Source organism: Brevundimonas sp. FV1ye4L (assembly GCF_058681255.1).
Genome location: NZ_CM178734.1, coordinates 660,941 through 681,015 on the forward strand (window position 1 = coordinate 660,941; position 20,075 = coordinate 681,015).

Consider the following 20,075-nt stretch of genomic DNA (forward strand, 5'->3'; position numbering starts at 1 on the left):
CTTGGCCCGTCCTGCGATAGACCTAGACTACCTCAAGGCCCGTCTCGCCGATCTGCTGAACACGCCCAGCCCCACCGGCTATACCGACGAGGCCGTCTGGCTCTTGTGCCGGGAGTTGGGGCGTCTGGGCCTGGAGTATGAGCTGACCCGGCGCGGCGCCATTCGCGCCCGGCTGCCGGGCCGCACGCCCAAGCCCGCCCGCGCCGTCGTCGCCCACGTCGACACCCTGGGTGCCCAGGTCAAACAGGTGAAGGACAATGGCAGGCTGGAGCTGGTGGCCATCGGTCACTGGTCGTCCCGCTTCGCCGAGGGCGCGCGGGCCACGATCTTTTCGGAAGGCGGCGCCTGGCGCGGGACCATCCTGCCGCTGAAGGCCTCGGGCCACACCTTCAACGAGGAGGTGGACACCCAGCCGGTCAGCTGGCGCCAGATCGAACTGCGCATCGACGCCGTGACCCACGGGCGCGACGACACCCTGGCCCTGGGCGTCGACGTCGGCGACATCGTCGCCATCGACCCCCAGCCGGAGTTCATGGACACCGGCTTCATCGTCTCGCGCCATCTGGACGACAAGGCGGGCGTCGCCACCCTGCTGGCCGCCCTGGAATGCATGATCCGTGAAGACCGCACCCCGACGGTAGACACCTGGTGGCTGTTCACCATCGCCGAAGAGGTCGGCCTGGGCGCCTCGTCAGTGCTGATCCCCGACGTGGCGGCCATGGTCACGGTCGATAACGGCACGACCGCCCCGGGCCAGAACTCGTCAGAGTTCGGCGTCACCATCGCCATGGCCGACCAGACCGGCCCGTTCGACTGGCACCTGACGCGCAAACTGGTCCAGCTGGCCCGCGATCATGAGATTCCGCACCAGAAGGACGTCTTCCGCTACTACCGCTCGGACTCGGCCTCGGCGCTGGAATCGGGCGCCGACATCCGGACGGCCCTGGTCACCTTCGGCGTCGACGCCAGCCACGGCTATGAACGGATCCACGAAAGCGCGCTGGCGGACCTGACGCGCCTGCTGATCGCCTATGCCGAAAGCGAGGTCGAGATCGGCCGCGACGCCAAGCCGCTGAGCGACGTCAAGGGCTTCACCCACCAACCGCTCGATGAGGACCACGATTGATCGCTCTCGCGTAGACCAAAGCGATCACTCCGAAGCGGCGTCCAGTTGCCTGGCGCTACGACGAACCAGACCGCCGATTGTCGCGCCCTGAGCGAGGACGGAGAACAGGACGACCATATAGGTCGCGGCCAGGATGACGTCCTTCATCGGCCCGGCCGGCAAAGAGAGGGCCAACGCAATGGAGATGCCGCCGCGTAGGCCGCCCCAGGTCATGACCGGAAAAGCCAGCCGTATCGGGAGAAGGCGTCGCCAGAAGAGGAGGGGGGCGCCCACGGACACGGCGCGCGCGATCAGCACCAGGGGAATGGTCAGCAGACCCAGTCCGAGCAAGCCGATACGGTCCGCCAGGACGACGGCTTCCAGTCCGATCAGAAGGAACAGAACGGCGTTGAGGATTTCGTCGATCAAGGCCCAGAACTTCAGCACATAGTCCTTGGTGGTGTCGCTCATGGCGTAGCTGACGCCTTGATTGCCGACGATCAGGCCGGCCACGGCCATGGCCACAGGCCCGCTGACGTGAAGCGCCAGGGCGACGGCGTAGCCGCCCATGACGGTCGCCAGGGTGATCATGACCTCCACGGAATAGTCGTCGATCATCTTCATGGCTCGGTAGGCCACCCAACCGACGACGGCGCCGAGCACCGCCCCGCCCAGGGCTTCCACCAGGAACAGCTCGCCCGCATGCGGAATTGAAAAGGCCTCGCCGCCGACCGCGCTCGCCAGAAGGATCGAGAAGACCACGACGCCGACGCCGTCGTTGAACAGGCTCTCGCCCGCGATCGTGGCCTGAAGGGTCGGAGGGATCTTCGCGGTCTTCAACACGCCCATGACCGCGACCGGGTCCGTCGGGCTGATCAGGGCGCCGAACACGAAACACCAGATCAGCGGCGCATCAATGCCCACAAGGCTGGTGAGCGCCTTCAGGCCGAAACCGACGATCAGGGTCGAAGCCGCCACGCCGATCGTGCTCAGAATGGCGATCTGCCATCGCCCGCGCCGAAGGTGCTCGATGTCGACATGGAGGGCGCCGGCGAACAGCAGGAAGGACAGCATGCCGTTCATCAGGGTGTCGTGGAAATTGATGTCCTCGAGAAACCGGCTCACCTCCGCCGAGACGTTGCTGTCCTGGAAGAGGGCGTCGACGCCGACGACGGCGAGCGAGGCCACCGCCCCCATCAGCGTCATCGCGACCGTGCCGGGAAGCCGGAAATACCGGTGATTGATCCAGCCCAGAACGGCGCTGAGCACGATCAGGATCGCGGCTGCGTCAAAAGGAGAGAGGTGGATGGGCGTCATGGCGTCCGCGTGATGTGAATTTAGGCCGGCCTTAGCGCGACAGATGACCTTTGGACGCAACTCCCGTCCACCGTGGTGGTTTGTCTGCCATGTCCTCTAATTCTCTTCCAGAAGCTCTGTTCGACGGCTGGTTCGGCATAGTGCGGATATTGATCATCGCGCCGGCCGCCTATGCCGCACTGGTGCTGGTTCTGCGGGTGTCGGGCAAACGAACGCTATCGAAGTTGAACGCGTTCGACCTGGTTGTCACGGTCGCCATCGGCTCCACCCTCGCGTCGATCATCACGAACAGGTCGCTCGCGCTGGTCGAAGGCCTGATCGCGCTCTTGGCGCTGGTGGTCATGCAACTGGTCGTCACCGCCGCCTCCGTCCGGTTCAAGCGGATCGACCGACTGGTCAAGGCCGAGCCGACGCTTCTTTTGCGAGACGGGGAGTTGTTGCGGGGGGCGATGAGACGACAGCGTGTCACCGAGGGGGAGATGCTGGCCGCGGCGCGATCGGCCGGGGTTTTGCGTCTTGACCAGCTGCAGGCCGTATTCCTGGAAACCGACGGGTCTCTGACGGCCTTGCCGCAGTCAGGCTGACATCATCGCTGATCCGTCTTGCGGGTCTCCAGCAGCTCGGCCCTGCGCCAGGGCCAGCAGCCCTCGATCTCGGTCTCCAGGGCAAAGCTCAGGAAGGTCCGGATCAGGATGACGAGACCAAGCATGCCGACGGTTTCCAGGGTCAGCGGCGCCGTAATCGTGCTGATGATGTCGGCGCCGACAAGAAACTCCAGTCCGAGAAGAATGCCGCGCCCGAGGTTGGCGCGGTAGTTGGTGTAGGCGTCGCGCCAGCTGCGATCCCGCGCGCCTTTCAGGCAGAAGAGGATGGTCGCCAGTCCCACGCCGCCGACGATGATGCCGGCGCCGACCAGCTCCAGCAGGATGGCGAACGGCTGGATGAAGGCGTGGACGTCGCTCAGCATGTTCAGCCCGTCCGCCAGAGGTGCAGGTGGTCAAGCACATCCGCGACGATCTGCTCCCGTGTGAAGCCGGTCAGGTCGCGGGGCCGCCCGGCGCCGTCGGAGCGGGCGGACAAGCGCCATTCCATCGCGCGGCGTCGTTCCGGGGCGTCCAGCGCCGTCATGGCGGGGCGAGGGCGCTCGCGTGCTACGAGCCTGTAGTGGAAGGCGGGACCTGCGCCGGTTGAGGTGGTCAGGGACAGGCCGCTTTCGTCCCGCGTGACCTCCGCCTCCAGCCCTTCGGACAGCAGGCCCGCCCTGACGGTTTCGAGCGCGGGCGCGCCGACCTGTTCGATCTGGCGTTCGATGTCGCGACGGTTGGCCGGCGACAGGATCCGCTTGAGCTGTTCGGCCAGGGGCGGACCTTCCGTCTCGACGGCTCGGCCGGCGAGATCGGCGTTCATCTGCCGCACCAGTCCGGCGGCCAGCAGGATCATGATGACCGCAAAGGGCAGGGCCGCCACCAGGGTCGCCGCCTGCAGGGCCCCGAGCCCGCCGGCGAGCAGCAGCAAGGCCGCGGCCAGCCCCTCGAGCGAACACCAGTAGACCCGCTGCCAGCGCGGGGTGTCGTCCGCTCCGCCTGAGGCGATGGTGTCGATCACCAGAGACCCCGAATCCGCCGAGGTGACGAAGAAGACCGCCACGAGCAGGACGGCGAGGGTCGAGGTGACGGCTGCGCCCGGTAGCTCCTCGAAGAAGCGGAAGAGGGCGGTCGACAGGTCCGCCGTCACCGCCTCCGAAATCGCGCCCGCCGCCACGCCCACGTCCAGATTGATCGCGGTATTCCCGAAAACCGTCATCCACAGGAAGGTGAAGCCGGTGGGGACCAGCAGCACGCCGATGACGAATTCGCGCACGGTCCGCCCGCGTGAAATCCGGGCGATGAACATGCCCACGAACGGCGACCAGGCGATCCACCACGCCCAGTAGAACAGCGTCCAGTTCGCCATCCAGCCGCGGGGCTCGTAGGCGTAGAGATTGAATGTCCGGACGAAGAAATGGTCTAAATACAGACCGAAATTCTGCACCAGCGCCTTCAGCAGGAAACCGGTCGGCCCGACCGCCAGGACGAACAGCATGAGGAGCACGGCGAGAACCAGGTTCAGCTCCGACAACCGCCGAACCCCCTTGTCCAGCCCGGTCAGGACCGACGCGGTCGCCCCGGCCATCACCAGCACGATCAGTCCGACCTGCATCCAGGGCGTGTTGGGCAGGCCGGTCAGATAGTTCAGCCCGCTGTTGATCTGCGAGACGCCCAGGCCCAGCGAGGTGGCGATCCCGAACAGGGTGCCGCAGATGGCGAAGATGTCCACCGCATCGCCGATCGGCCCATTGATTCGCTTGCCCAGAAGCGGCGCCAGACCGGATCGCAGGGTCAGGGGCAGGCCTTTGCGGTGCGCGAAATAGGCCAGGCTCAAGCCCACCAGCGCATAGATGGCCCAGGCGTGAACCCCCCAGTGGGTGAAGGTGATGACCATCGCCTCGCGCGCCGCGCCGAAGGTCTGAGGCCGAGCCTCGGGCGGGCTGGCGTAATGCTGGATCGGTTCGGCCACCGCGAAATACATCAGGCCGATGCCCATGCCAGCCGCGAACAGCATCGCCAGCCAAGAAAGGTAGGGGAAGTCGGGCTCGGAATCGTCCGGCCCCAGCTTCAAAGCCCCGGTCGGGCCGAGGGCCAGAAACAGCACCAGCGCCAGAAATCCGGCCACCGAGGCGATATAGAACCACCCGAAAGTATCGATCACCCAGGCTTGGGCGGCCTGGAACATCCGGTCGGATTCGCCGGGCGCGGCAACAGCGGCGGCCAGCAAAATCGCCACGATCAGGCTGGCGCCCCAGAAGACTCGCGGGTTCATCTTGGATCTGAGCATGGACCTATAGCGTGACAGTTGGCGCAAGGTTGCGACGCCTTGGCCCGGCGGTGACGGCGCTCAACGCGCTATCGCTTGCCTCCGCCGTCAAGCCAGCTCCATAAACGCTAAGGGGGCTTCATGTTCAATCGCCGACAAATTCTCTCCGCGTCCACAGCGGCGGTTGCGCTTCCTGGCGCCGCAGCCTGCGCCACAATGCCCGCAGTGGCCTCACCCGCAGGATTCGTGCGGCGCGAAGGCGCGTCCTTCACAGTGAACGGCAAGCCCTATCGCTACGCGGGCGCCAACGCCTGGTACCTGCCTTGGCTGGGCGCTGCGGCCGACTACGGCGACAACGCTCGGCTGGGACGCGAGCTTGATCGTTTGAAGGCGGACGGGGTGACGAACATCCGGGTCTCCGCCTCAGCCGAACTGTCCCCGCTGACGAATTCGGTGCGTCCGGCCTTCCGCGATCGGGGAACGGATTACAACGAGACGCTGTTGGCGGGCTTGGACCGGACCCTGGCCGAGATGGCCAGGCGCGACATGAAGGCGGTTCTATATCTGACCAACTTCTGGGAGTGGTCGGGCGGGATGATGACCTACCTGCACTGGGTCAACGGCGGTCGCTACATCAATATGAACGATCCGGCCCATCCCTGGCCGGAATTCGCCGACATGAACGCCGACTTCTATCGCAGCCCAGAAGCGGTGGCCCTCTATCATCATTATATCCGCGCCGTCGTCGGTCGCACCAATACGGTGACGGGCCGCGCCTATCGCGACGATCCGACGATCATGAGCTGGCAGCTGGCGAACGAGCCCCGCGCAGCAGGCGATGCGGAAAAAGTGCGCCAGAACCAGCCGGCCTTCCTGACCTGGGTCAACAGCACCGCGAGCCTGATCAAGTCCATCGCCCCCAACCAGTTGGTTTCGACCGGCAGCGAGGGGCTGAAGGGTTCGGGAGAGCAAGCCGACATCGTCGTCGACACCCACCTTTCGGCTGATATTGACTATGTGACGGCTCATATCTGGCCCGGCAACTGGGGCTGGCTGGATCGGCAAAACATGGCCGGGACCCACGCCAACGCCAAGGCGCAGACGGCCGACTACATCGCCCAGCATGTCGACATCGCGCGCGGCCTGAACAAGCCGCTGGTCATCGAAGAGTTTGGATATCCCCGCGACGGCGACCTGTATGATCCATCCGTTCCTACGACCATGCGGGACGACTTCTACGAGACGATCTACCAGGCGGCGCTGAACGATGCGCGCGCCGGCGGGCCGATCGCGGGCACCAACTTCTGGGCCTGGAACGGCGAGGGCCGCGCGGCTCACCGCGACCATCGTTTCAAGGCCGGCGACGCAGCCTGGCTGGGCGATCCGCCGCATGAGCCGCAGGGTTGGTACGGCGTGTTCGACACCGACGCCTCCACCCGTGCGCGTATTCGGATGCACGCCTCCGCCATGCGCGCATTCACCGTCTGATGATCACCCCCTCGGACAGATGGTCGATTGCGCAAACGGCAGGGGGGGAACGAGTTAGTCATATGCCCCTGCCTTGGGTGGACGCCGGTCAAGCTTGGACGTATGGCGCGCAGATGCTGGCGAGGGAGTGGCGAATGGACAGGGTGAAGATTCTTTGGTGCGCGGCCTTGCTGTCTGTCGCCATGAGCGCGCCCTATGCAGCCAGCGCCCAGACGCTGCAGGTTTCCCCGGCGACTGAGGTTCAGGCGGGTAGTCGATCCCTTCCTCTGCATGTCGGCGGCAGGGTGCAGCAGCGAGGCGGAGCCTACTTCAGCCAATGGCCCGGCGCCTATTTCGAAGCCGCCTTCAGCGGCCGAGAGGTGTTTTTCCGCACGGGAGAAGGTGATGTTCATCTGCGCGTGACGGTGGACGGCCAGGCGGTCTCCGTCCTGAGGCCGGTCCTGGGCCTGCATCGAATCGACGGCTTGGCTGACGGCGACCACCGTCTGCGCATCGAAATCGTCAGCGAGAACCAGGCGGCGCCGGTCCATTTCGAAGGCGTCTTCGGCGTGCCGGCCCGCGCCATGGTCGTCGGCGCCCGTGCTCGACAGATCGAATTCATCGGCGACTCCCAAACCGTGGGTTACGCCAACACCACATCGGTGCGCGACTGCTCTGCCGAGACCGTGTGGGAGACCACGGACACCGGCGCCGGGATCGCGGGCTTAATAGCCAGGCGATATGACGCCGACTACCAGGTGAACGCTATTTCGGGACGAGGCGTGGTGCGCAACTATGGCGGCATGGCGCGGGACACCTTGCCGCAAGCCTACCCCTTCTCCTTGTTCGACAAGCAGATCTGGTACGCCGACGCGACGTGGCGGCCGCAGGTTATCGTCGTGGCCCTGGGCACCAACGACTTCTCGACCGAATTGACGTCTGACGAGCGGTGGAAGAGCCGTGAGGTCCTGACGGAAGACTATGAGATCGCCTACGCCGCCTTCCTGCGTGGGCTCAGGCTGAGATCGCCCGGCGCGCGCATTGTGGCGTGGGGCGGGGAGGGCAGCGAAATGGCGGCGGCGTCCCAGCGAGTGGTGGCGCGTCTAAGGGCAGAGGGGGATGCACGCATCGCCTTTGCACCTGTTGCGGGAATGGGGCTGAACGCCTGTCACTGGCATCCTGACCTAGCCGACGATCGGGCCGTCGCAGCCGCTTTAGCCGCCATGCTGGACGTCGACGCCGACATATGGGCCGATCGATGAGTCCGACTTACGCCTGCGAAGGCGGATTGGTTTAAGACTAGTCAAATGCGGCGTAACGCGCATGGAGGAACGGGTATGGTTTTCAAGGCGATAACAGCGGCCTGTGCAGCCTTGCTGGTCCTGGGCGCGACAGTGGCCTCGGCACAGACGACGGGGCGACTGCAACTGGATAAATCCGGCCCAGTCATTGCGCCCGAGGTCTACGGCCAGTTCATGGAACAGCTGGGGACCGGCATCGACGAAGGCGTATGGGTAGGGCCGGATTCCGCCATCCCCAATACGCACGGCTTCCGCAACGACGTGATCGCCGCGCTGAAGGCGCTGGATGTGCCGGTCGTTCGCTGGCCGGGCGGTTGCTACGCGGACATCTATCACTGGCGCAACGGCGTCGGCCCGCGGGCGCAGCGCCCCGTCACGCTGAACCGCTGGTGGGGCAACAAGGAAGAGAACAACGCCTTCGGCACGCATGAATTCTTCGAGTTTGCCGAGCTGATTGGGGCCAAGACCTATCTCAGCATCAATCTGGGCACCGGCACGCCAGGCGAGGCCGCAGACTGGATCGAATACATTACCTCGACCACCGGCTCGCGCCTGGCGCAGGAGCGGCGCGCCAACGGCCGCGAAAAGCCGTGGAAGATTGACTATCTGGGCGTGGGTAACGAACCCTGGGGATGCGGCGGGCGGATGCGTCCTGCCTATTACGCCGACCTGTTCCGGCACTATGTCGGCTTCGTCAAACCCAATGACGTGATCGTGGTCGCCGCAGGGCCGGATGCGACCAACTACGACTGGACGCGCACCCTGATGACGGTTGCGGGCAAGGACTTCGACGCCCTGTCCCTGCATTATTACACCCTGCCGACGGGGGACTGGACGACGAAGGGGCCGGCGCTGGGCTTTGACGAGGCGCAATGGCGCGCCACCTTCGAACAGACCTATCGCATGGCCGATATGCTCCGCGAGCACGACGCCATCATGGACGAGACAGATCCAGCAGGCGCCAAGATCCTGGCCGTCGATGAATGGGGCGCCTGGTATGACCCCACGCCGGGATCGCCGGGCGGTTGGCTGCAACAGCAGAACAGCCTGCGGGACGCCCTGCTGGCGGCGGTCAACTTCAACATATTCCATCGCCACGCCGACCGGGTTCGGCTGGCCAATGTGGCCCAGATGGTCAATGTGCTTCAGGCCATGATCCTGACGGACGGCGAGAAGATGGTGCTGACCCCCACCTATTACGCCTTCCAGATGTACCGCCCGTTCCAGGGCGCGACGGTGCTGCCGCTCAGCCTCGAGGCGCCGGCCTATGGGACGGTGAAGGTGGTGGACGGGACGGCGGCGCGGGGAACGGACGGCAAGGTTCACCTCGCTCTGGTCAACCTCGACCCTCGCAACGCCCAAGCGGTGTCGTTCGATCTGGAGGGCGCACAGCTGCGCGCGGTCACGGGCCAGGTCCTGACGGCGGGCCAGATGGATGGTCACAACGGGTTCGATACGGCTCCGGTCGTCCAACCGGCGCCTTTCCGCGATGCGCGCGTGTCCGACCGTCGCCTGACGACCACGCTGCCGCCTAAGTCGCTGGTCGTGCTGACGCTGGAATAGGCGAGGAGAGGTCCCATGAAGGGTTCGTCGGAGCGCCGCAGCCGGCGCCGTCTTGGCAGGCTTGGCCGTGGGACCATATAGGCGGTCGATCCGCCCGGAATAGAGCGGGTCGCTTATCGATTCATCTCGCGCAGATGATCGCGCACCAATCGACCCGAGGGCGTCAGCCAAGGCTCTGCCCAGCCGCCGTGCGGCGAGGCGCCGGGCCGCAAGGCGACCGATGTTTCCGGCTTGTCGGCGATGGACCAGTTCAGCGAGCTGAGCCCGTTCGCCTCCATGAACGCCCACCACAGGCGGGTCTCGTCGGGGTCGAACGCCCCGGCGCCGTCAGCCTCGCTTGTTCCCCACTCCGTGACGAACAGGGCGGCGCCGCGATCCAGAGCGATCTGGGCCTTGTCCCGCAGTTCCTGACGATGCGTCGCCGCATAGAAGTGCAGCGTATAGGCCAGGTTGGAGAAGGGCAGGGGATCAGCCGCCGCAATATCGACGTCCTGCGACCAGCTCGGTGTTCCGGCCACGATCAGGTTGTCGGGATCTATGGCTCGGATCGCTGCTGCGACGCGCATATGGTAAGGGCGCACCACTTCGGCCCAGCCGTGTTCGGGCAGAGGCTCGTTGTAGATCTCGTAGATCAGGTTCGGATAGTCGCCGTACTTCTCGGCGATCCGGGTGAAGAAGGCGACCGCTTCCTCGGGGTGCGGCTCATGCGCGTGCCAGTCCACCACCACATACAGGCCCTCTGCTATGGCGGCGTCGATCACGGCCTCGGCCTTGGCGGTCTCCCGCTCGGGATGATCCAGATAACCGTCGTGATCGACGGCGACAGCGGCGCGGATCACCGTGATGTTCCAATCGTCCTTCAGCCACCGGACCACGTCATGATTATAGAATTCCGGCTGCCACTGACTCCAGAACAGGGACATGCCTCGCAGCACCACGGGCCGCCGGCTTGAATCGACGACCCGCCCTCCCTCGACGGCCAACGCCCCATGGGCCTGCACCGGCGTCTGCCCGTAGGCGGGGAAGGCCGTGACCAGCAGGGCCAAGGCCAAGACAAGCGGTCGCTTCAACTGTCGTCTCCGTTGTCCGGACTGATCCGATCTTGCGACCCCGCCAATTATCAGACGTCCACCACTTCACGGCCGGGGGGCACATTGACCCCCATCGACTTCAGATAGCCGCGGATGTTGCGCGCAGCCTGTCGAATGCGCTGCTCGTTTTCGACCAAGGCGATGCGGACGAAACCCTCGCCATTTTCGCCGTAACCGACCCCCGCCGCGACCGCGACCTTGGCGTGCGTCAACAGTTGCTTTGAAAACTCGAGACTGCCCAGATGGGCCAGGGCCGGGGGCAGGGGCGCCCAGGCGAACATCGAGGCGGCGGGCTTGGGGATGTCCCAGCCGGCGCGGGCGAAACTGTCCACCAGGACGTCGCGGCGACGGTGATACAGGGCCCGATTCTGATCGACGATATCCTGCGGCCCGTTCAGGGCGGCGACGGCGGCCGCCTGAATCGGCGTATAGGCGCCGTAGTCGAGATAGGACTTCACCCGCGCCATGGCGGCGATCAGCTTGGGATTGCCCACGGCGAAGCCGATGCGCCAGCCGGCCATACTGTAGGTCTTGCTCAGCGAGGTGAATTCGATCGCCACGTCCTTGGCGCCCGGCACCTGCAGGATCGAGACGGTCGGCTTGCCGTCGTAATAGAGCTCGGAATAGGCGAGGTCGCTGATGATCCACAGGTCGTTGGCCTTGGCGAAGGCGACGACCCGCTCGTAGAAGGCCAGATCGACCGTCTCCGCCGTCGGGTTTGATGGATAGTTCATCACCAGGATCTTGGGGCGCGGCACGGTATAGGCCATGGCCCGCTCCAGCGCCTCGAAATAGCGCTCGTCGGGCGTTGTCGGCACGCTGCGGATCGCGGCGCCGGCGATGATGAAGCCGAAGGTGTGGATCGGATAGGAGGGGTTGGGCGCAAGAACAACGTCGCCGGGCTCGGTTATGGCGGTCGCAAGGCTGGCCAGACCTTCCTTGGAGCCCATGGTGACGATCACCTCGGTCTCGGGATCCAGCTCAACGCCGAAACGACGGCCGTAATAGTTGGCCTGGGCGCGGCGCAGGCCGGGGATGCCCTTGGACGCCGAATAGCCATGGGCGTCGGGCTTGCGCGCCACCTCGCACAGTTTGTCGATAACGTGGGGCGGGGGCGGCAGGTCGGGGTTGCCCATGCCGAGGTCGATGACGTCCTCGCCGGCCTGACGGGCGGCGGCTCGCATGGCGTTGGTCTCCGCGATCACATACGGAGGCAGGCGCTTCATGCGATAGAATTCTTCGGACATCTCGATCTTCATGGGTTGAGGATTGCGGGGCGCCAGCGATGCCACCGATGCGCGCCTCGCGAAACAGAAAGATGATAGCTGACGCTGATAAGTGGCGAAAACTTGTGACGCATCACTGGTTCAGCTCGGTCAAAGCAAGAAGCTTGCGAGAGGCGGCAGCCTCACCGCACGAAGCTGTGCGGCTCCTCGCCGACCCGGTCGCGGTCGCGAGGGCTGAACTGCGGCCCCCGCCGTCGCCGCACATAGTCGGACAGGCCGCGCACCTCGGCCTCATCGACCCCGTCGCGCTCCATCAGACGACGCACGATGGGGTCGGCCAGCATCTCGTCCAGGGTCAGGTCGCAAGGCGCCATAATACAGCTCCAGCTCTTGGTTTCGGCCCCCGACCGAGGAGATGGTGAGGGGCGCCTGAGGCGCCAGTCTTGCGAGCGGATGTCGTAGAAATTTCACGGCGCATGCGCCCTTGCGGAAGGGCGTAATCCGCAGGCTGAGCGAATTGCCGATTGCGTCATGCGCGGCGGAGCGCCACCTTCGCCGCCAAGACAGATCAGACGAGGACGCCGATGGCCCGCAAACCCAACTATAGTTTCGAACGTCAGGAACGAGACCGTGCGGCCGCAGCCAAGGCGGCGGAAAAGGCGGCCGCCAAGGCCGAGCGCAAGGCGGCCGAGGCGACCGAAAAGGCGCCGTCCGACGAGGACTGAGGCTGAACGGCAAAATCTATTCGTGTTTTCGTTGTTTGAGCGGCTGCAAAGTCCTATTCTTGCACAATGACACGCTGGACCCCCGAAAGCTGGAGAACCAAGACCGCCCTGCACATGCCGGCGGACTATCCGGATCCCAACGCCCTGGCCCTGGTCGAGGACGAACTGCGAGCCCTGCCGCCGCTCGTCTTCGCCGGCGAGGCGCGCCGCCTGACGTCGAAGCTGGCCCAGGTGGAGCGAGGCGAGGCCTTCCTGCTCCAGGGCGGCGACTGCGCCGAGAGCTTCAAGGAGTTCTCGACCGACAATATCCGCGACACCTTCCGGCTGATCCTGCAGATGGCGGTCGTCCTGACGTTCGCCGGGCGCAAGCCGGTCGTGAAGGTGGGGCGGATCGCCGGCCAGTTCGCCAAGCCGCGCTCGTCGCCGCTGGAGGAGATCGACGGCGTCGAACTGCCCAGCTATCGCGGCGACATCATCAACGGCATGGGGTTCACGCCGGAAGAGCGCGCGCCCGATCCTCAGCGTCTGATCCGCGCCTATAACCAGTCGGCCTCGACCCTGAACCTGCTGCGGGCCTTCGCCGGCGGCGGCTATGCCGACCTGTACAACATCCACCGCTGGACCCTGGGCTTTGCGGGCGACAACGCCGCCGGCGCCCAGTACCGCGAACTGGCCGATAAGATCACCGAGGCCCTGGCCTTCATGGAGGCCGTCGGGGTCACGCCCGAGACCCATCCGGACTTGAGCCGGGTCGAGGTCTTCACCAGCCACGAAGCCCTGCTGCTGAACGTCGAGAGCGCCTTGACGCGCCTGGACGGCGGTTCGGGTGAATGGTTCGACACCTCGGCCCACATGCTGTGGATCGGCGAACGCACGCGCCAGCTGGACGGCGCCCACGTCGAGTTCATGAAGGGGATCAAGAACCCCATCGGCGTGAAATGCGGACCGACGATGACGGCCGACGACCTGCTGCCGCTGATCGACGCCCTGAACCCGGACAATATCTCGGGTCGCCTGACCCTGATCGGCCGCTTTGGGCACGACAAGGTCGGCGAGCGCCTGCCCAAGCTGATGCGTGAAGTGAAGGCCTCGGGCCGCAAGGTGATCTGGTCGATCGACCCGATGCACGGCAACACGCTGAAGGCCGGCAACGGCTACAAGACCCGGCCGTTCGACCGGATCCTGGGCGAGGTTCGGACCTTCATCGACGTGGCCGAATCCGAGGGCGTCCACCCCGGCGGCGTCCACCTGGAGATGACCGGCCAGAACGTCACCGAGTGCATCGGCGGGGCCCAGGCCGTGACCGAGGACGACCTGTCCAACCGCTATCACACCCACTGCGACCCGCGCCTGAACGCCGACCAGGCGCTGGAGCTGGCCTTCCTGGTGGCTGAACGGTTGAAGTCGGGCCGGATCAGCCGGTCGGAAGCCGCCTGATCGACGGGAACAACGGGGCGACGAGGCCGATGGTCGCGTTCGCCTCGGCTCGGTCCGGCGTCTCGTCGTCGATGCCGACGCCGTTCATGTCGTTGCGCGTGGCCTGAACCACGATCCCGTCCGGTCGCGACAGCACGGTCACGCCCCGGAAATGCAGGCCGTAGTTCGCCTCCGGCTGGGGCGCGAGCCAGGCGATTTGACCGCGCACCGGGATCAGCTCCTTGTCTTCGAACAAGGCCTTGGCGCCATAGCCGGTGCAGTTGACGACGATCTTCTCAGCCAGGGTCGTCAGATCCGCCGGCGTGTTGAAGGTGCGGGTCTCGATCTGCCCGCCCTGGCTCAGAAACTCGGTCTCCAACCTGTGCGCCAGTTCGGCGACGTTGAACTGCATGGCGCTGACCATCCGGGTTTCCCCGACCGGAAAGGGCGAGGCCGAGGCGGGGAGGGGGATGGATCGCGGCGCCAGCCCGTCCAGCCTGTATTCGGCGAATCGGATCGGCTTCACGCCGGGGCCGGTGCGGATCGGCGGCGGTTCGGGCGAACGGGGCAGGGCCGCGCCGCCGGACAGCATGTAGCGGTCGCTGAAGACGACCGGGTCGCCCTCTGTTCCCAGATAGGTCTGGTGGGTCGCATAGGTCTCGCGCGCCATCTGCTCCCACAGCGCCGGGAATTCGGTCGAGACGCGGTCGGCGTCGGCGATGCGGCTGTCCGGCGTCCAACTGCCCGTGGCGCGCATCGACCGGGTGAAGGCGGCGCGTTCACGGGCATAGATGGTCACCCGCGCGCCCATCCGCTGAAGCTGGAGCGCCGAGGTCAGACCCAGGGCGCCGCTGCCGATCACGGCGATGGCAGGCTGACCGCCAGCCGGACCGGCCAGGGCCATGGCCTTGCGCGCCGCGATAGCGCTGGAGCCCCAGGACAGCGACCAGCCGCTGCCGCCGTGACCATAGTTGTGCACCACCTTGGTCTCGCCGACCGACTCCACGTCCAGGCGGGGGCCGGTGGGGCGGAAGGGTCGGGTGCAGACGGTGATGCGGATTATCCGCTCGGGCGCCATCAGGATCGGCGCGATTCGGCGTGGTGCAAAGCCCGTGACAGGCGCAGCAGGCGTCACGGCGCAGCCCGCAACTGTCCCCGCCAGACCGGTCAGAACCGCCCGACGGCTGGCGCTCGCTATGACAGACATGGGACCTCCGGGGAGTGGGGAATGGTCAGGCTAGCGCGCCCAAGAGCCGCCTGATAGCGGGCGCCCGTCACATTCGCCTTGTCGTAACAGGGACGGCGCCGCAGATACGCTTCGAAACGGCCACGCCTCGGACAAGGACGTTCCGTCTGATCGGCGTGGAAAACGGCAAGGAAGGCTTTCGGGCCAGAATCCGGGAGTGACGGACATGGACAAGCCAGCGCAGCAAGACGAGAAGCCCGGCCGGGTCGCCTATCAAGGCGCGCCGGGGGCGTTCAGCCATGAGGCCTGCGCGGTCCTGCGGCCCTGGGACACCGCCGTGCCGTTCGAGACCTTTGCGGCGGCGCTCGACGCCTTGAAGACCGGCGATTGCGACTGCGCCCTGATCCCGGTCGAAAACTCCTCCATCGGGGTGGTGGAGCCGGCGGCGACCTTGGTGCGCGAGTCCGGGCTGACCGTCGTCGCCGAGGCCTGGCGGCCGATCCGTCACGCCCTGATGGGGCTGGACGGGGCGCGGATCGCCGATCTGAAACGGGTGCTCAGCCACCCCATCGCCCTGGCCCAGTGCGAGCAGACGCTGAAGGGGCTGAGGCTGAACGTGGTCGAACATTTCGACACCGCCGGCGCCGCCCGCGACGTCGCCGAGGCGGGCGATCCGACCCAGGCCGCCATAGCCCCGATGGGGGCTGCGGAAGTCTACGGCCTGTCGATCCTGCGCAACGATCTTCAGGATTCCAGCGACAACCGGACGCGTTTCGTCCTGTTGTCGGCCTGAGGGGGCTTGACGACGCACGGTCTTTGCGTGCTTTAAGGCCCCACGGATCGCAATCGATCCGCATAACCGGACCCGGACCCATGTCCCGCCAGCGCGTTCTTTCTGTTTCCTTCGACCGTTCGCGCACGGTTTCCGGCCTCTATTTCGGCTACGGCTTTTACGGCTTTCGATACGCCGGCTGAGGCGTCGGGCGCTCTTCGTCCCTGACAGTCTCGCCGGCGACCGCTCTGGACCAGAGCGGCTGTCCGCCCCTGCACATCGAAATCCTACCTTTGCCGAAAGCCTAATCCCATGCCCAATTCCAACGTCCAGAAAGTGTGGCCTGACGTGGTCGAACTGACCCCCGAACAACAGGCCCTGGCTGCTCTGCGCGCCGAGATCGACGCCATCGACGACCAGATCCTGGCCCTGTTCGAACAGCGCCTCGCCGTGGCCGCCACCGTCGGCCGGGCCAAGGACGCCCCCACCGGCCCTCACACCAAGTTGCGTCCCGACCGCGAACAGACGGTCCTGTCGCGGATGCTGTCCAAGGCCCAGCCCGAGAACGCCGAAGCGGTCGAGCACCTCTGGCGCGAGATCGTCGGCTGGGGTCTGGCGCGCCAGGGCCGGCTGCAGGTCCAGGTCTGGGCGCCGATCGAGCCGACCCGCGCCTATGACGGCGCCCGGCTGCGCTTCGGCGCGGCCGCCGATATCAAGATGGTGCGCGACCCGCAGAAGGCCCTGGCCTTCGCGGCCGAGGGTCACGGGGTGGCCGTCCTGGCCATCAACACCGAAGACGCCTGGTGGATGGGCCTGCGTCGCGAATGGTCGATGCTGAGCGTGTTCGACGGTTACGGCGGCGAGACGCCGACATCGCTGGCCGTGGGCAAGATCGACCCGCCGGCCCTGCCGAGGGGCCGCCGCGTCGTTGTCACCGCAGGCGGTGATGCAGGCGACGGCGGCGGCGCGCGTCGCTGGGGTCTGAACACCCACCACGGCTGGACCATCGCCCTGACCGAGGCGGAACTGACGCCCGGCGAGGCGGAAGGCTGCGTCGGCGCGATCGGCTGACCACGCCGACTGATGCGGCTCAGGAGGCGTGTGCCTTCTGGGCCTTGGTCAGTTCGATCATCCCCTGGGCGGCGCCCATCTCCGGCACGATCTCTTTCGCGCGGTCGGAGATGGCGTCGAAACGGGCCGCCACCTGCTCCGGCGCATCCTCGCCCATGATGTGGACGCCCTCGGTCAAGGTGACATAGGCGCGTTCGAACCCGCCGGCGCCCGCCGCGAGTATACAGCGGCTCGGCGCGTCCCGGCTCAGCAGATACAGCAGGCCCGGCGTCACCAGTTCCGGCCCCAGGGCCTCCAGCGGCAATGCGGCGCCGAGATCTTCGGTCATGCGGGTATGGGCCGTCGGCGCCAGGCAGTTGATGCGGATATCGTTCTTCGCCCCCTCGATCGACAGGGTCTGCATCAGACCGACCAACGCCATCTTGGCCGCGCCATAGTTCGACTGGCCGAAGTTGCCGTACAGGCCCGAGGATGAGGTGGTCATGACGATACGGCCGTAGTTCTGGCCGCGCATGATCTCCCACACCGCCTTGGTGCAGTTGACGGCGCCCATCAGGTGGACGTCGACGACGAAGCGGAAATCCTCCAGCTCCATCTTCGCGAAACTCTTGTCCCGCAGCACCCCGGCGTTGTTCACCAGCAGGTCGACCCGGCCCCATCTGGCTATGGCCGCATCGACCATAGCCTGGACGGCGGCGAAGTCGGTCACCGAGGCCGCATTGGCCATGGCCTCTCCGCCCGCCGCCTCGATCTCGGCCACGACGGCCTCGGCAGCGTTGGCGGAACCGCCGGAACCGTCGCGGGCGCCGCCCAGGTCATTGACCACCACCTTGGCCCCGCGCACCGCCAGAGCCAGGGCGTGTTCCCGCCCCAGACCGCCGCCCGCGCCGGTTACGATCGCCACCTGGCCGTCAAACCTAATCGTCATCTCGTCGTCTCCACCCAAGGACTGAGGCGTTCGACCCTAGGGCCTCTGCCCCTTGATCCGGTTTTGACGACGCCGGGCGCGGCGCACAAGCCCAGCCTGATCAGCCCGCGCGGTTCTTGACCAGATCCTCGACCACGGACGGATCGGCCAGGGTCGAGGTGTCGCCCAGGGCCCCGATCTCGTTCTCGGCGATCTTGCGCAGGATGCGGCGCATGATCTTGCCGGATCGGGTCTTGGGCAGGCCGGGGGCCCACTGAATCACGTCGGGCGCAGCAATGGGGCCGATCTCGCGACGGACATGGGCGCCCAGGGCCTTGCGCAGGTCCTCGGTCGCCTCGACCCCCTTGTTCAGGGTGACATAGGCGTAGATGCCCTGGCCCTTGATGTCGTGGGGATAGCCGACCACGGCCGCCTCGGCGACGTCGTCGTGCAGCACCAGGGCGCTCTCGATCTCGGCCGTGCCCATCCGGTGGCCCGAGACATTGATGACATCATCGACCCGGCCGGTGATCCAGTAATAGCCGTCCGCGTCCCGGCGGCAGCCATCGCCGGTGAAGTACCGGCCCGGATAGGTCGAGAAATAGGTGTCGAAGAACCGCTGATCGTCGCCATAGACGGTGCGCATCTGACCCGGCCAGCTGTCGGTGATGCACAGATTGCCGGAGACGGCCCCGACCAGTTCCTGGCCCTCGGCATCGACGATCTGAAGTTCGACACCGGGGAGGGGCAGGGTGGCGGAACCGGGCTTCAGGTCCGTGGCGCCGGGCAGGGGGGTGATCAGATGACCGCCCGTCTCGGTCTGCCACCAGGTGTCCACGATGGGGCAGCGGCTGTCACCGACCACCTCGTGGTACCAGCGCCAGGCCTCCGGATTGATCGGTTCGCCGACCGTTCCGAGCACCCGCAGGGATTTGCGCAATGTCGCCTTCACCGGCGCGTCGCCTTCACGCATCAGGGCGCGCAGGGCCGTGGGGGCGGTGTAGAAGACCTCGACCTTGTGCTTGTCCACCACCTGCCAGAACCGGCTGGCGTCGGGATAGTTGGGCACGCCCTCGAACATCAGGGTGGTCGCCGCATTGGCCAGCGGCCCATAGACCAGATACGAATGGCCCGTGACCCAGCCCACGTCGGCGGTGCACCAGAAGACCTCGCCGGGGCGATAGTCGAACGTCAGCTCATGGGTCCAGGCGGCCCAGAACAGATAGCCGCCAGTCGTGTGAAGAACGCCTTTCGGTTTTCCAGTGGAACCTGAGGTGTAGAGGATAAACAACGGATCTTCCGCATTCATCGGCTCGGGCGGACAGTCGGTGGAGGCCTTGGCCGCCTCGGTCGCGTAGTCCACGTCCCGGCCTTCGACCATCGGCACGTCGGCCCCGGTGCGGCGGATCACCAGAACGGTGTCGACCTTCACCTTTTCCAGAGCCGCGTCGACATTGGCCTTCAGCGGCACGACCTTGCCGCCGCGCAGGCCTTCATCTGCGGTGATGACCAGGGTGGAGCCGCAGTCCTCGATCCGGCCGCACAGACTGTCGGGCGAGAAGCCGCCAAAGACGACCGAATGGACCGCCCCGATGCGCGCGCAGGCCAACATGGCGTAGGCCGCCTCGGGGATCATCGGCATATAGATGGTGATCCGGTCGCCCTTCTTGGCGCCGTGGGATTTCAGCACATTGGCCATGCGACAGACTTCGTCGTGCAGACGGCCATAGGTGATGTGCTGGCTGTCGGTCGGATCGTCGCCTTCCCAGATGATAGCCGTTTCGTCCTGCCGATGGGGCAGGTGCCGGTCGATGCAGTTGGCGGCGACGTTCAGGACGCCGTCCTCGAACCAGCGAATGCGGAAATCCTCCTTCCTGAAGGAGACGTCCTTGATCTTGGTCGGCGCCTTGATCCAGTCGAGGCGTTTGGCCTGTTCGGACCAGAAGGCTTCGGGCGTCTCGCGCGCCGCGACCCGCGCCGCCTCATAGGCTCGCCGGTCCATATGGGCCTTGGCGGCGAAGTCTGCGGGGACGGGGTAGAGGTCGGAATCGGGCACGCGAGACGTCTCCAGCATT

18 protein-coding genes are annotated in these 20,075 nt (G+C 66.1%); 9 read left to right on the top strand and 9 right to left on the bottom strand.

What is annotated here, in order from left to right:
- Position 1 precedes the first annotated feature (1 nt).
- Entirely contained in the window at positions 2-1,126 is a 1,125-nt protein-coding gene (locus ACW17X_RS03140) for an osmoprotectant NAGGN system M42 family peptidase (protein WP_492099616.1), read from the top strand.
- Between the two features lie 24 nt (positions 1,127-1,150).
- Here the strand turns inward: ACW17X_RS03140 and ACW17X_RS03145 are convergent, their stop codons facing one another.
- Positions 1,151-2,422 carry a cation:proton antiporter gene (locus tag ACW17X_RS03145; RefSeq protein WP_492099617.1) on the bottom strand — a complete coding sequence of 424 codons (1,272 nt, stop codon included), beginning with the start codon at positions 2,420-2,422 and terminating at the stop codon, positions 1,151-1,153.
- A 140-nt stretch (positions 2,423-2,562) separates the two neighbouring features.
- On the opposite strand from ACW17X_RS03145, the gene ACW17X_RS03150 reads away from it, so the two are divergent.
- Positions 2,563-3,006: a DUF421 domain-containing protein gene (locus ACW17X_RS03150; protein WP_492100430.1), complete on the top strand. Its 444-nt coding sequence runs from the start codon at positions 2,563-2,565 to the stop codon at positions 3,004-3,006.
- Positions 3,007-3,008: 2 nt separating this feature from the next.
- On the opposite strand, the gene ACW17X_RS03155 is transcribed toward ACW17X_RS03150, so the two are convergent.
- Both ACW17X_RS03155 and ACW17X_RS03160 read right to left on the bottom strand, forming a co-directional pair.
- Positions 3,009-3,389 (bottom strand): DUF1622 domain-containing protein, encoded by a 381-nt coding sequence (locus ACW17X_RS03155; RefSeq protein WP_492099618.1) that lies wholly within the window; start codon positions 3,387-3,389, stop codon positions 3,009-3,011.
- 2 nt (positions 3,390-3,391) lie between these two features.
- Entirely contained in the window at positions 3,392-5,281 is a 1,890-nt protein-coding gene (locus tag ACW17X_RS03160; RefSeq protein ID WP_492099619.1) for a BCCT family transporter, read from the bottom strand.
- Between the two features lie 240 nt (positions 5,282-5,521).
- On the opposite strand from ACW17X_RS03160, the gene ACW17X_RS03165 reads away from it, so the two are divergent.
- The 3 genes from ACW17X_RS03165 (at position 5,522) to ACW17X_RS03175 (ending at position 9,606) form a co-directional block, all read left to right on the top strand.
- Complete coding sequence (locus ACW17X_RS03165) at positions 5,522-6,763, top strand: glycoside hydrolase 5 family protein (protein ID WP_492099620.1); 1,242 nt, start codon at positions 5,522-5,524, stop codon at positions 6,761-6,763.
- Between the two features lie 134 nt (positions 6,764-6,897).
- Positions 6,898-8,004, top strand: coding sequence for a GDSL-type esterase/lipase family protein (locus ACW17X_RS03170; RefSeq protein WP_492099621.1), 1,107 nt, complete (start codon positions 6,898-6,900; stop codon positions 8,002-8,004).
- Positions 8,005-8,079: 75 nt separating this feature from the next.
- The gene (locus ACW17X_RS03175; protein WP_492099622.1) at positions 8,080-9,606 is read left to right on the top strand and encodes an alpha-N-arabinofuranosidase; all 1,527 of its coding nucleotides are present in this window, start codon (positions 8,080-8,082) and stop codon (positions 9,604-9,606) included.
- A gap of 113 nt (positions 9,607-9,719) precedes the next feature.
- On the opposite strand, the gene ACW17X_RS03180 is transcribed toward ACW17X_RS03175, so the two are convergent.
- The 3 genes from ACW17X_RS03180 to ACW17X_RS03190 all read right to left on the bottom strand — a co-directional run bounded on the left by ACW17X_RS03180 (position 9,720) and on the right by ACW17X_RS03190 (position 12,297).
- The gene (locus ACW17X_RS03180) at positions 9,720-10,676 is read right to left on the bottom strand and encodes a glycoside hydrolase family 5 protein (protein WP_492099623.1); all 957 of its coding nucleotides are present in this window, start codon (positions 10,674-10,676) and stop codon (positions 9,720-9,722) included.
- Between the two features lie 50 nt (positions 10,677-10,726).
- Positions 10,727-11,944 carry an LL-diaminopimelate aminotransferase gene (locus ACW17X_RS03185; protein ID WP_492099624.1) on the bottom strand — a complete coding sequence of 406 codons (1,218 nt, stop codon included), beginning with the start codon at positions 11,942-11,944 and terminating at the stop codon, positions 10,727-10,729.
- 161 nt (positions 11,945-12,105) lie between these two features.
- Positions 12,106-12,297: a hypothetical protein gene (locus tag ACW17X_RS03190; RefSeq protein WP_492099625.1), complete on the bottom strand. Its 192-nt coding sequence runs from the start codon at positions 12,295-12,297 to the stop codon at positions 12,106-12,108.
- Positions 12,298-12,507: 210 nt separating this feature from the next.
- On the opposite strand from ACW17X_RS03190, the gene ACW17X_RS03195 reads away from it, so the two are divergent.
- Together ACW17X_RS03195 and ACW17X_RS03200 are read left to right on the top strand one after the other, a co-directional pair.
- Entirely contained in the window at positions 12,508-12,648 is a 141-nt protein-coding gene (locus tag ACW17X_RS03195; protein ID WP_304934846.1) for a hypothetical protein, read from the top strand.
- A 66-nt stretch (positions 12,649-12,714) separates the two neighbouring features.
- A complete protein-coding gene (locus tag ACW17X_RS03200) occupies positions 12,715-14,085 on the top strand; it encodes a class II 3-deoxy-7-phosphoheptulonate synthase (protein ID WP_492099626.1) in 1,371 nt (456 codons plus the stop codon).
- On the opposite strand, the gene ACW17X_RS03205 is transcribed toward ACW17X_RS03200, so the two are convergent.
- Positions 14,063-15,271 (bottom strand): FAD-dependent oxidoreductase, encoded by a 1,209-nt coding sequence (locus tag ACW17X_RS03205; RefSeq protein ID WP_492099627.1) that lies wholly within the window; start codon positions 15,269-15,271, stop codon positions 14,063-14,065. The two genes, ACW17X_RS03200 and ACW17X_RS03205, sit on opposite strands and share 23 nt — an antisense overlap.
- A gap of 205 nt (positions 15,272-15,476) precedes the next feature.
- Here ACW17X_RS03205 and ACW17X_RS03210 point away from each other — a divergent pair, with 205 nt between their 5' ends.
- Both ACW17X_RS03210 and ACW17X_RS03215 read left to right on the top strand, forming a co-directional pair.
- Positions 15,477-16,043 (top strand): prephenate dehydratase domain-containing protein, encoded by a 567-nt coding sequence (locus ACW17X_RS03210; RefSeq protein WP_492099628.1) that lies wholly within the window; start codon positions 15,477-15,479, stop codon positions 16,041-16,043.
- A 291-nt stretch (positions 16,044-16,334) separates the two neighbouring features.
- Complete coding sequence (locus tag ACW17X_RS03215) at positions 16,335-17,093, top strand: chorismate mutase (protein ID WP_304936218.1); 759 nt, start codon at positions 16,335-16,337, stop codon at positions 17,091-17,093.
- 19 nt (positions 17,094-17,112) lie between these two features.
- On the opposite strand, the gene ACW17X_RS03220 is transcribed toward ACW17X_RS03215, so the two are convergent.
- Both ACW17X_RS03220 and acs read right to left on the bottom strand, forming a co-directional pair.
- Positions 17,113-18,021, bottom strand: a complete 909-nt coding sequence (locus tag ACW17X_RS03220; RefSeq protein ID WP_492099629.1) for an SDR family NAD(P)-dependent oxidoreductase — start codon at positions 18,019-18,021, stop codon at positions 17,113-17,115.
- A 100-nt stretch (positions 18,022-18,121) separates the two neighbouring features.
- Positions 18,122-20,074, bottom strand: a complete 1,953-nt coding sequence (acs, locus tag ACW17X_RS03225; RefSeq protein ID WP_492099630.1) for an acetate--CoA ligase — start codon at positions 20,072-20,074, stop codon at positions 18,122-18,124.
- Between the last annotated feature and the right edge of the window lies 1 nt (position 20,075).

Excerpts from the sequence above, each read along its gene's own strand:
- acs (WP_492099630.1), bottom strand. The coding sequence starts at position 20,074 with ATGCTGGAGACGTCTCGCGTGCCCGATTCCGACCTCTACCCCGTCCCC.
- ACW17X_RS03220 (WP_492099629.1), bottom strand. The coding sequence starts at position 18,021 with ATGACGATTAGGTTTGACGGCCAGGTGGCGATCGTAACCGGCGCGGGC.
- ACW17X_RS03160 (WP_492099619.1), bottom strand. The coding sequence starts at position 5,281 with ATGAACCCGCGAGTCTTCTGGGGCGCCAGCCTGATCGTGGCGATTTTG.
- ACW17X_RS03215 (WP_304936218.1), top strand. The coding sequence starts at position 16,335 with ATGCCCAATTCCAACGTCCAGAAAGTGTGGCCTGACGTGGTCGAACTG.
- ACW17X_RS03200 (WP_492099626.1), top strand. The coding sequence starts at position 12,715 with ATGACACGCTGGACCCCCGAAAGCTGGAGAACCAAGACCGCCCTGCAC.
- ACW17X_RS03170 (WP_492099621.1), top strand. The coding sequence starts at position 6,898 with ATGGACAGGGTGAAGATTCTTTGGTGCGCGGCCTTGCTGTCTGTCGCC.
- ACW17X_RS03145 (WP_492099617.1), bottom strand. The coding sequence starts at position 2,422 with ATGACGCCCATCCACCTCTCTCCTTTTGACGCAGCCGCGATCCTGATC.
- ACW17X_RS03175 (WP_492099622.1), top strand. The coding sequence starts at position 8,080 with ATGGTTTTCAAGGCGATAACAGCGGCCTGTGCAGCCTTGCTGGTCCTG.
- ACW17X_RS03190 (WP_492099625.1), bottom strand. The coding sequence starts at position 12,297 with ATGGCGCCTTGCGACCTGACCCTGGACGAGATGCTGGCCGACCCCATC.
- ACW17X_RS03205 (WP_492099627.1), bottom strand. The coding sequence starts at position 15,271 with ATGTCTGTCATAGCGAGCGCCAGCCGTCGGGCGGTTCTGACCGGTCTG.
- ACW17X_RS03210 (WP_492099628.1), top strand. The coding sequence starts at position 15,477 with ATGGACAAGCCAGCGCAGCAAGACGAGAAGCCCGGCCGGGTCGCCTAT.
- ACW17X_RS03195 (WP_304934846.1), top strand. The coding sequence starts at position 12,508 with ATGGCCCGCAAACCCAACTATAGTTTCGAACGTCAGGAACGAGACCGT.
- ACW17X_RS03155 (WP_492099618.1), bottom strand. The coding sequence starts at position 3,389 with ATGCTGAGCGACGTCCACGCCTTCATCCAGCCGTTCGCCATCCTGCTG.
- ACW17X_RS03185 (WP_492099624.1), bottom strand. The coding sequence starts at position 11,944 with ATGTCCGAAGAATTCTATCGCATGAAGCGCCTGCCTCCGTATGTGATC.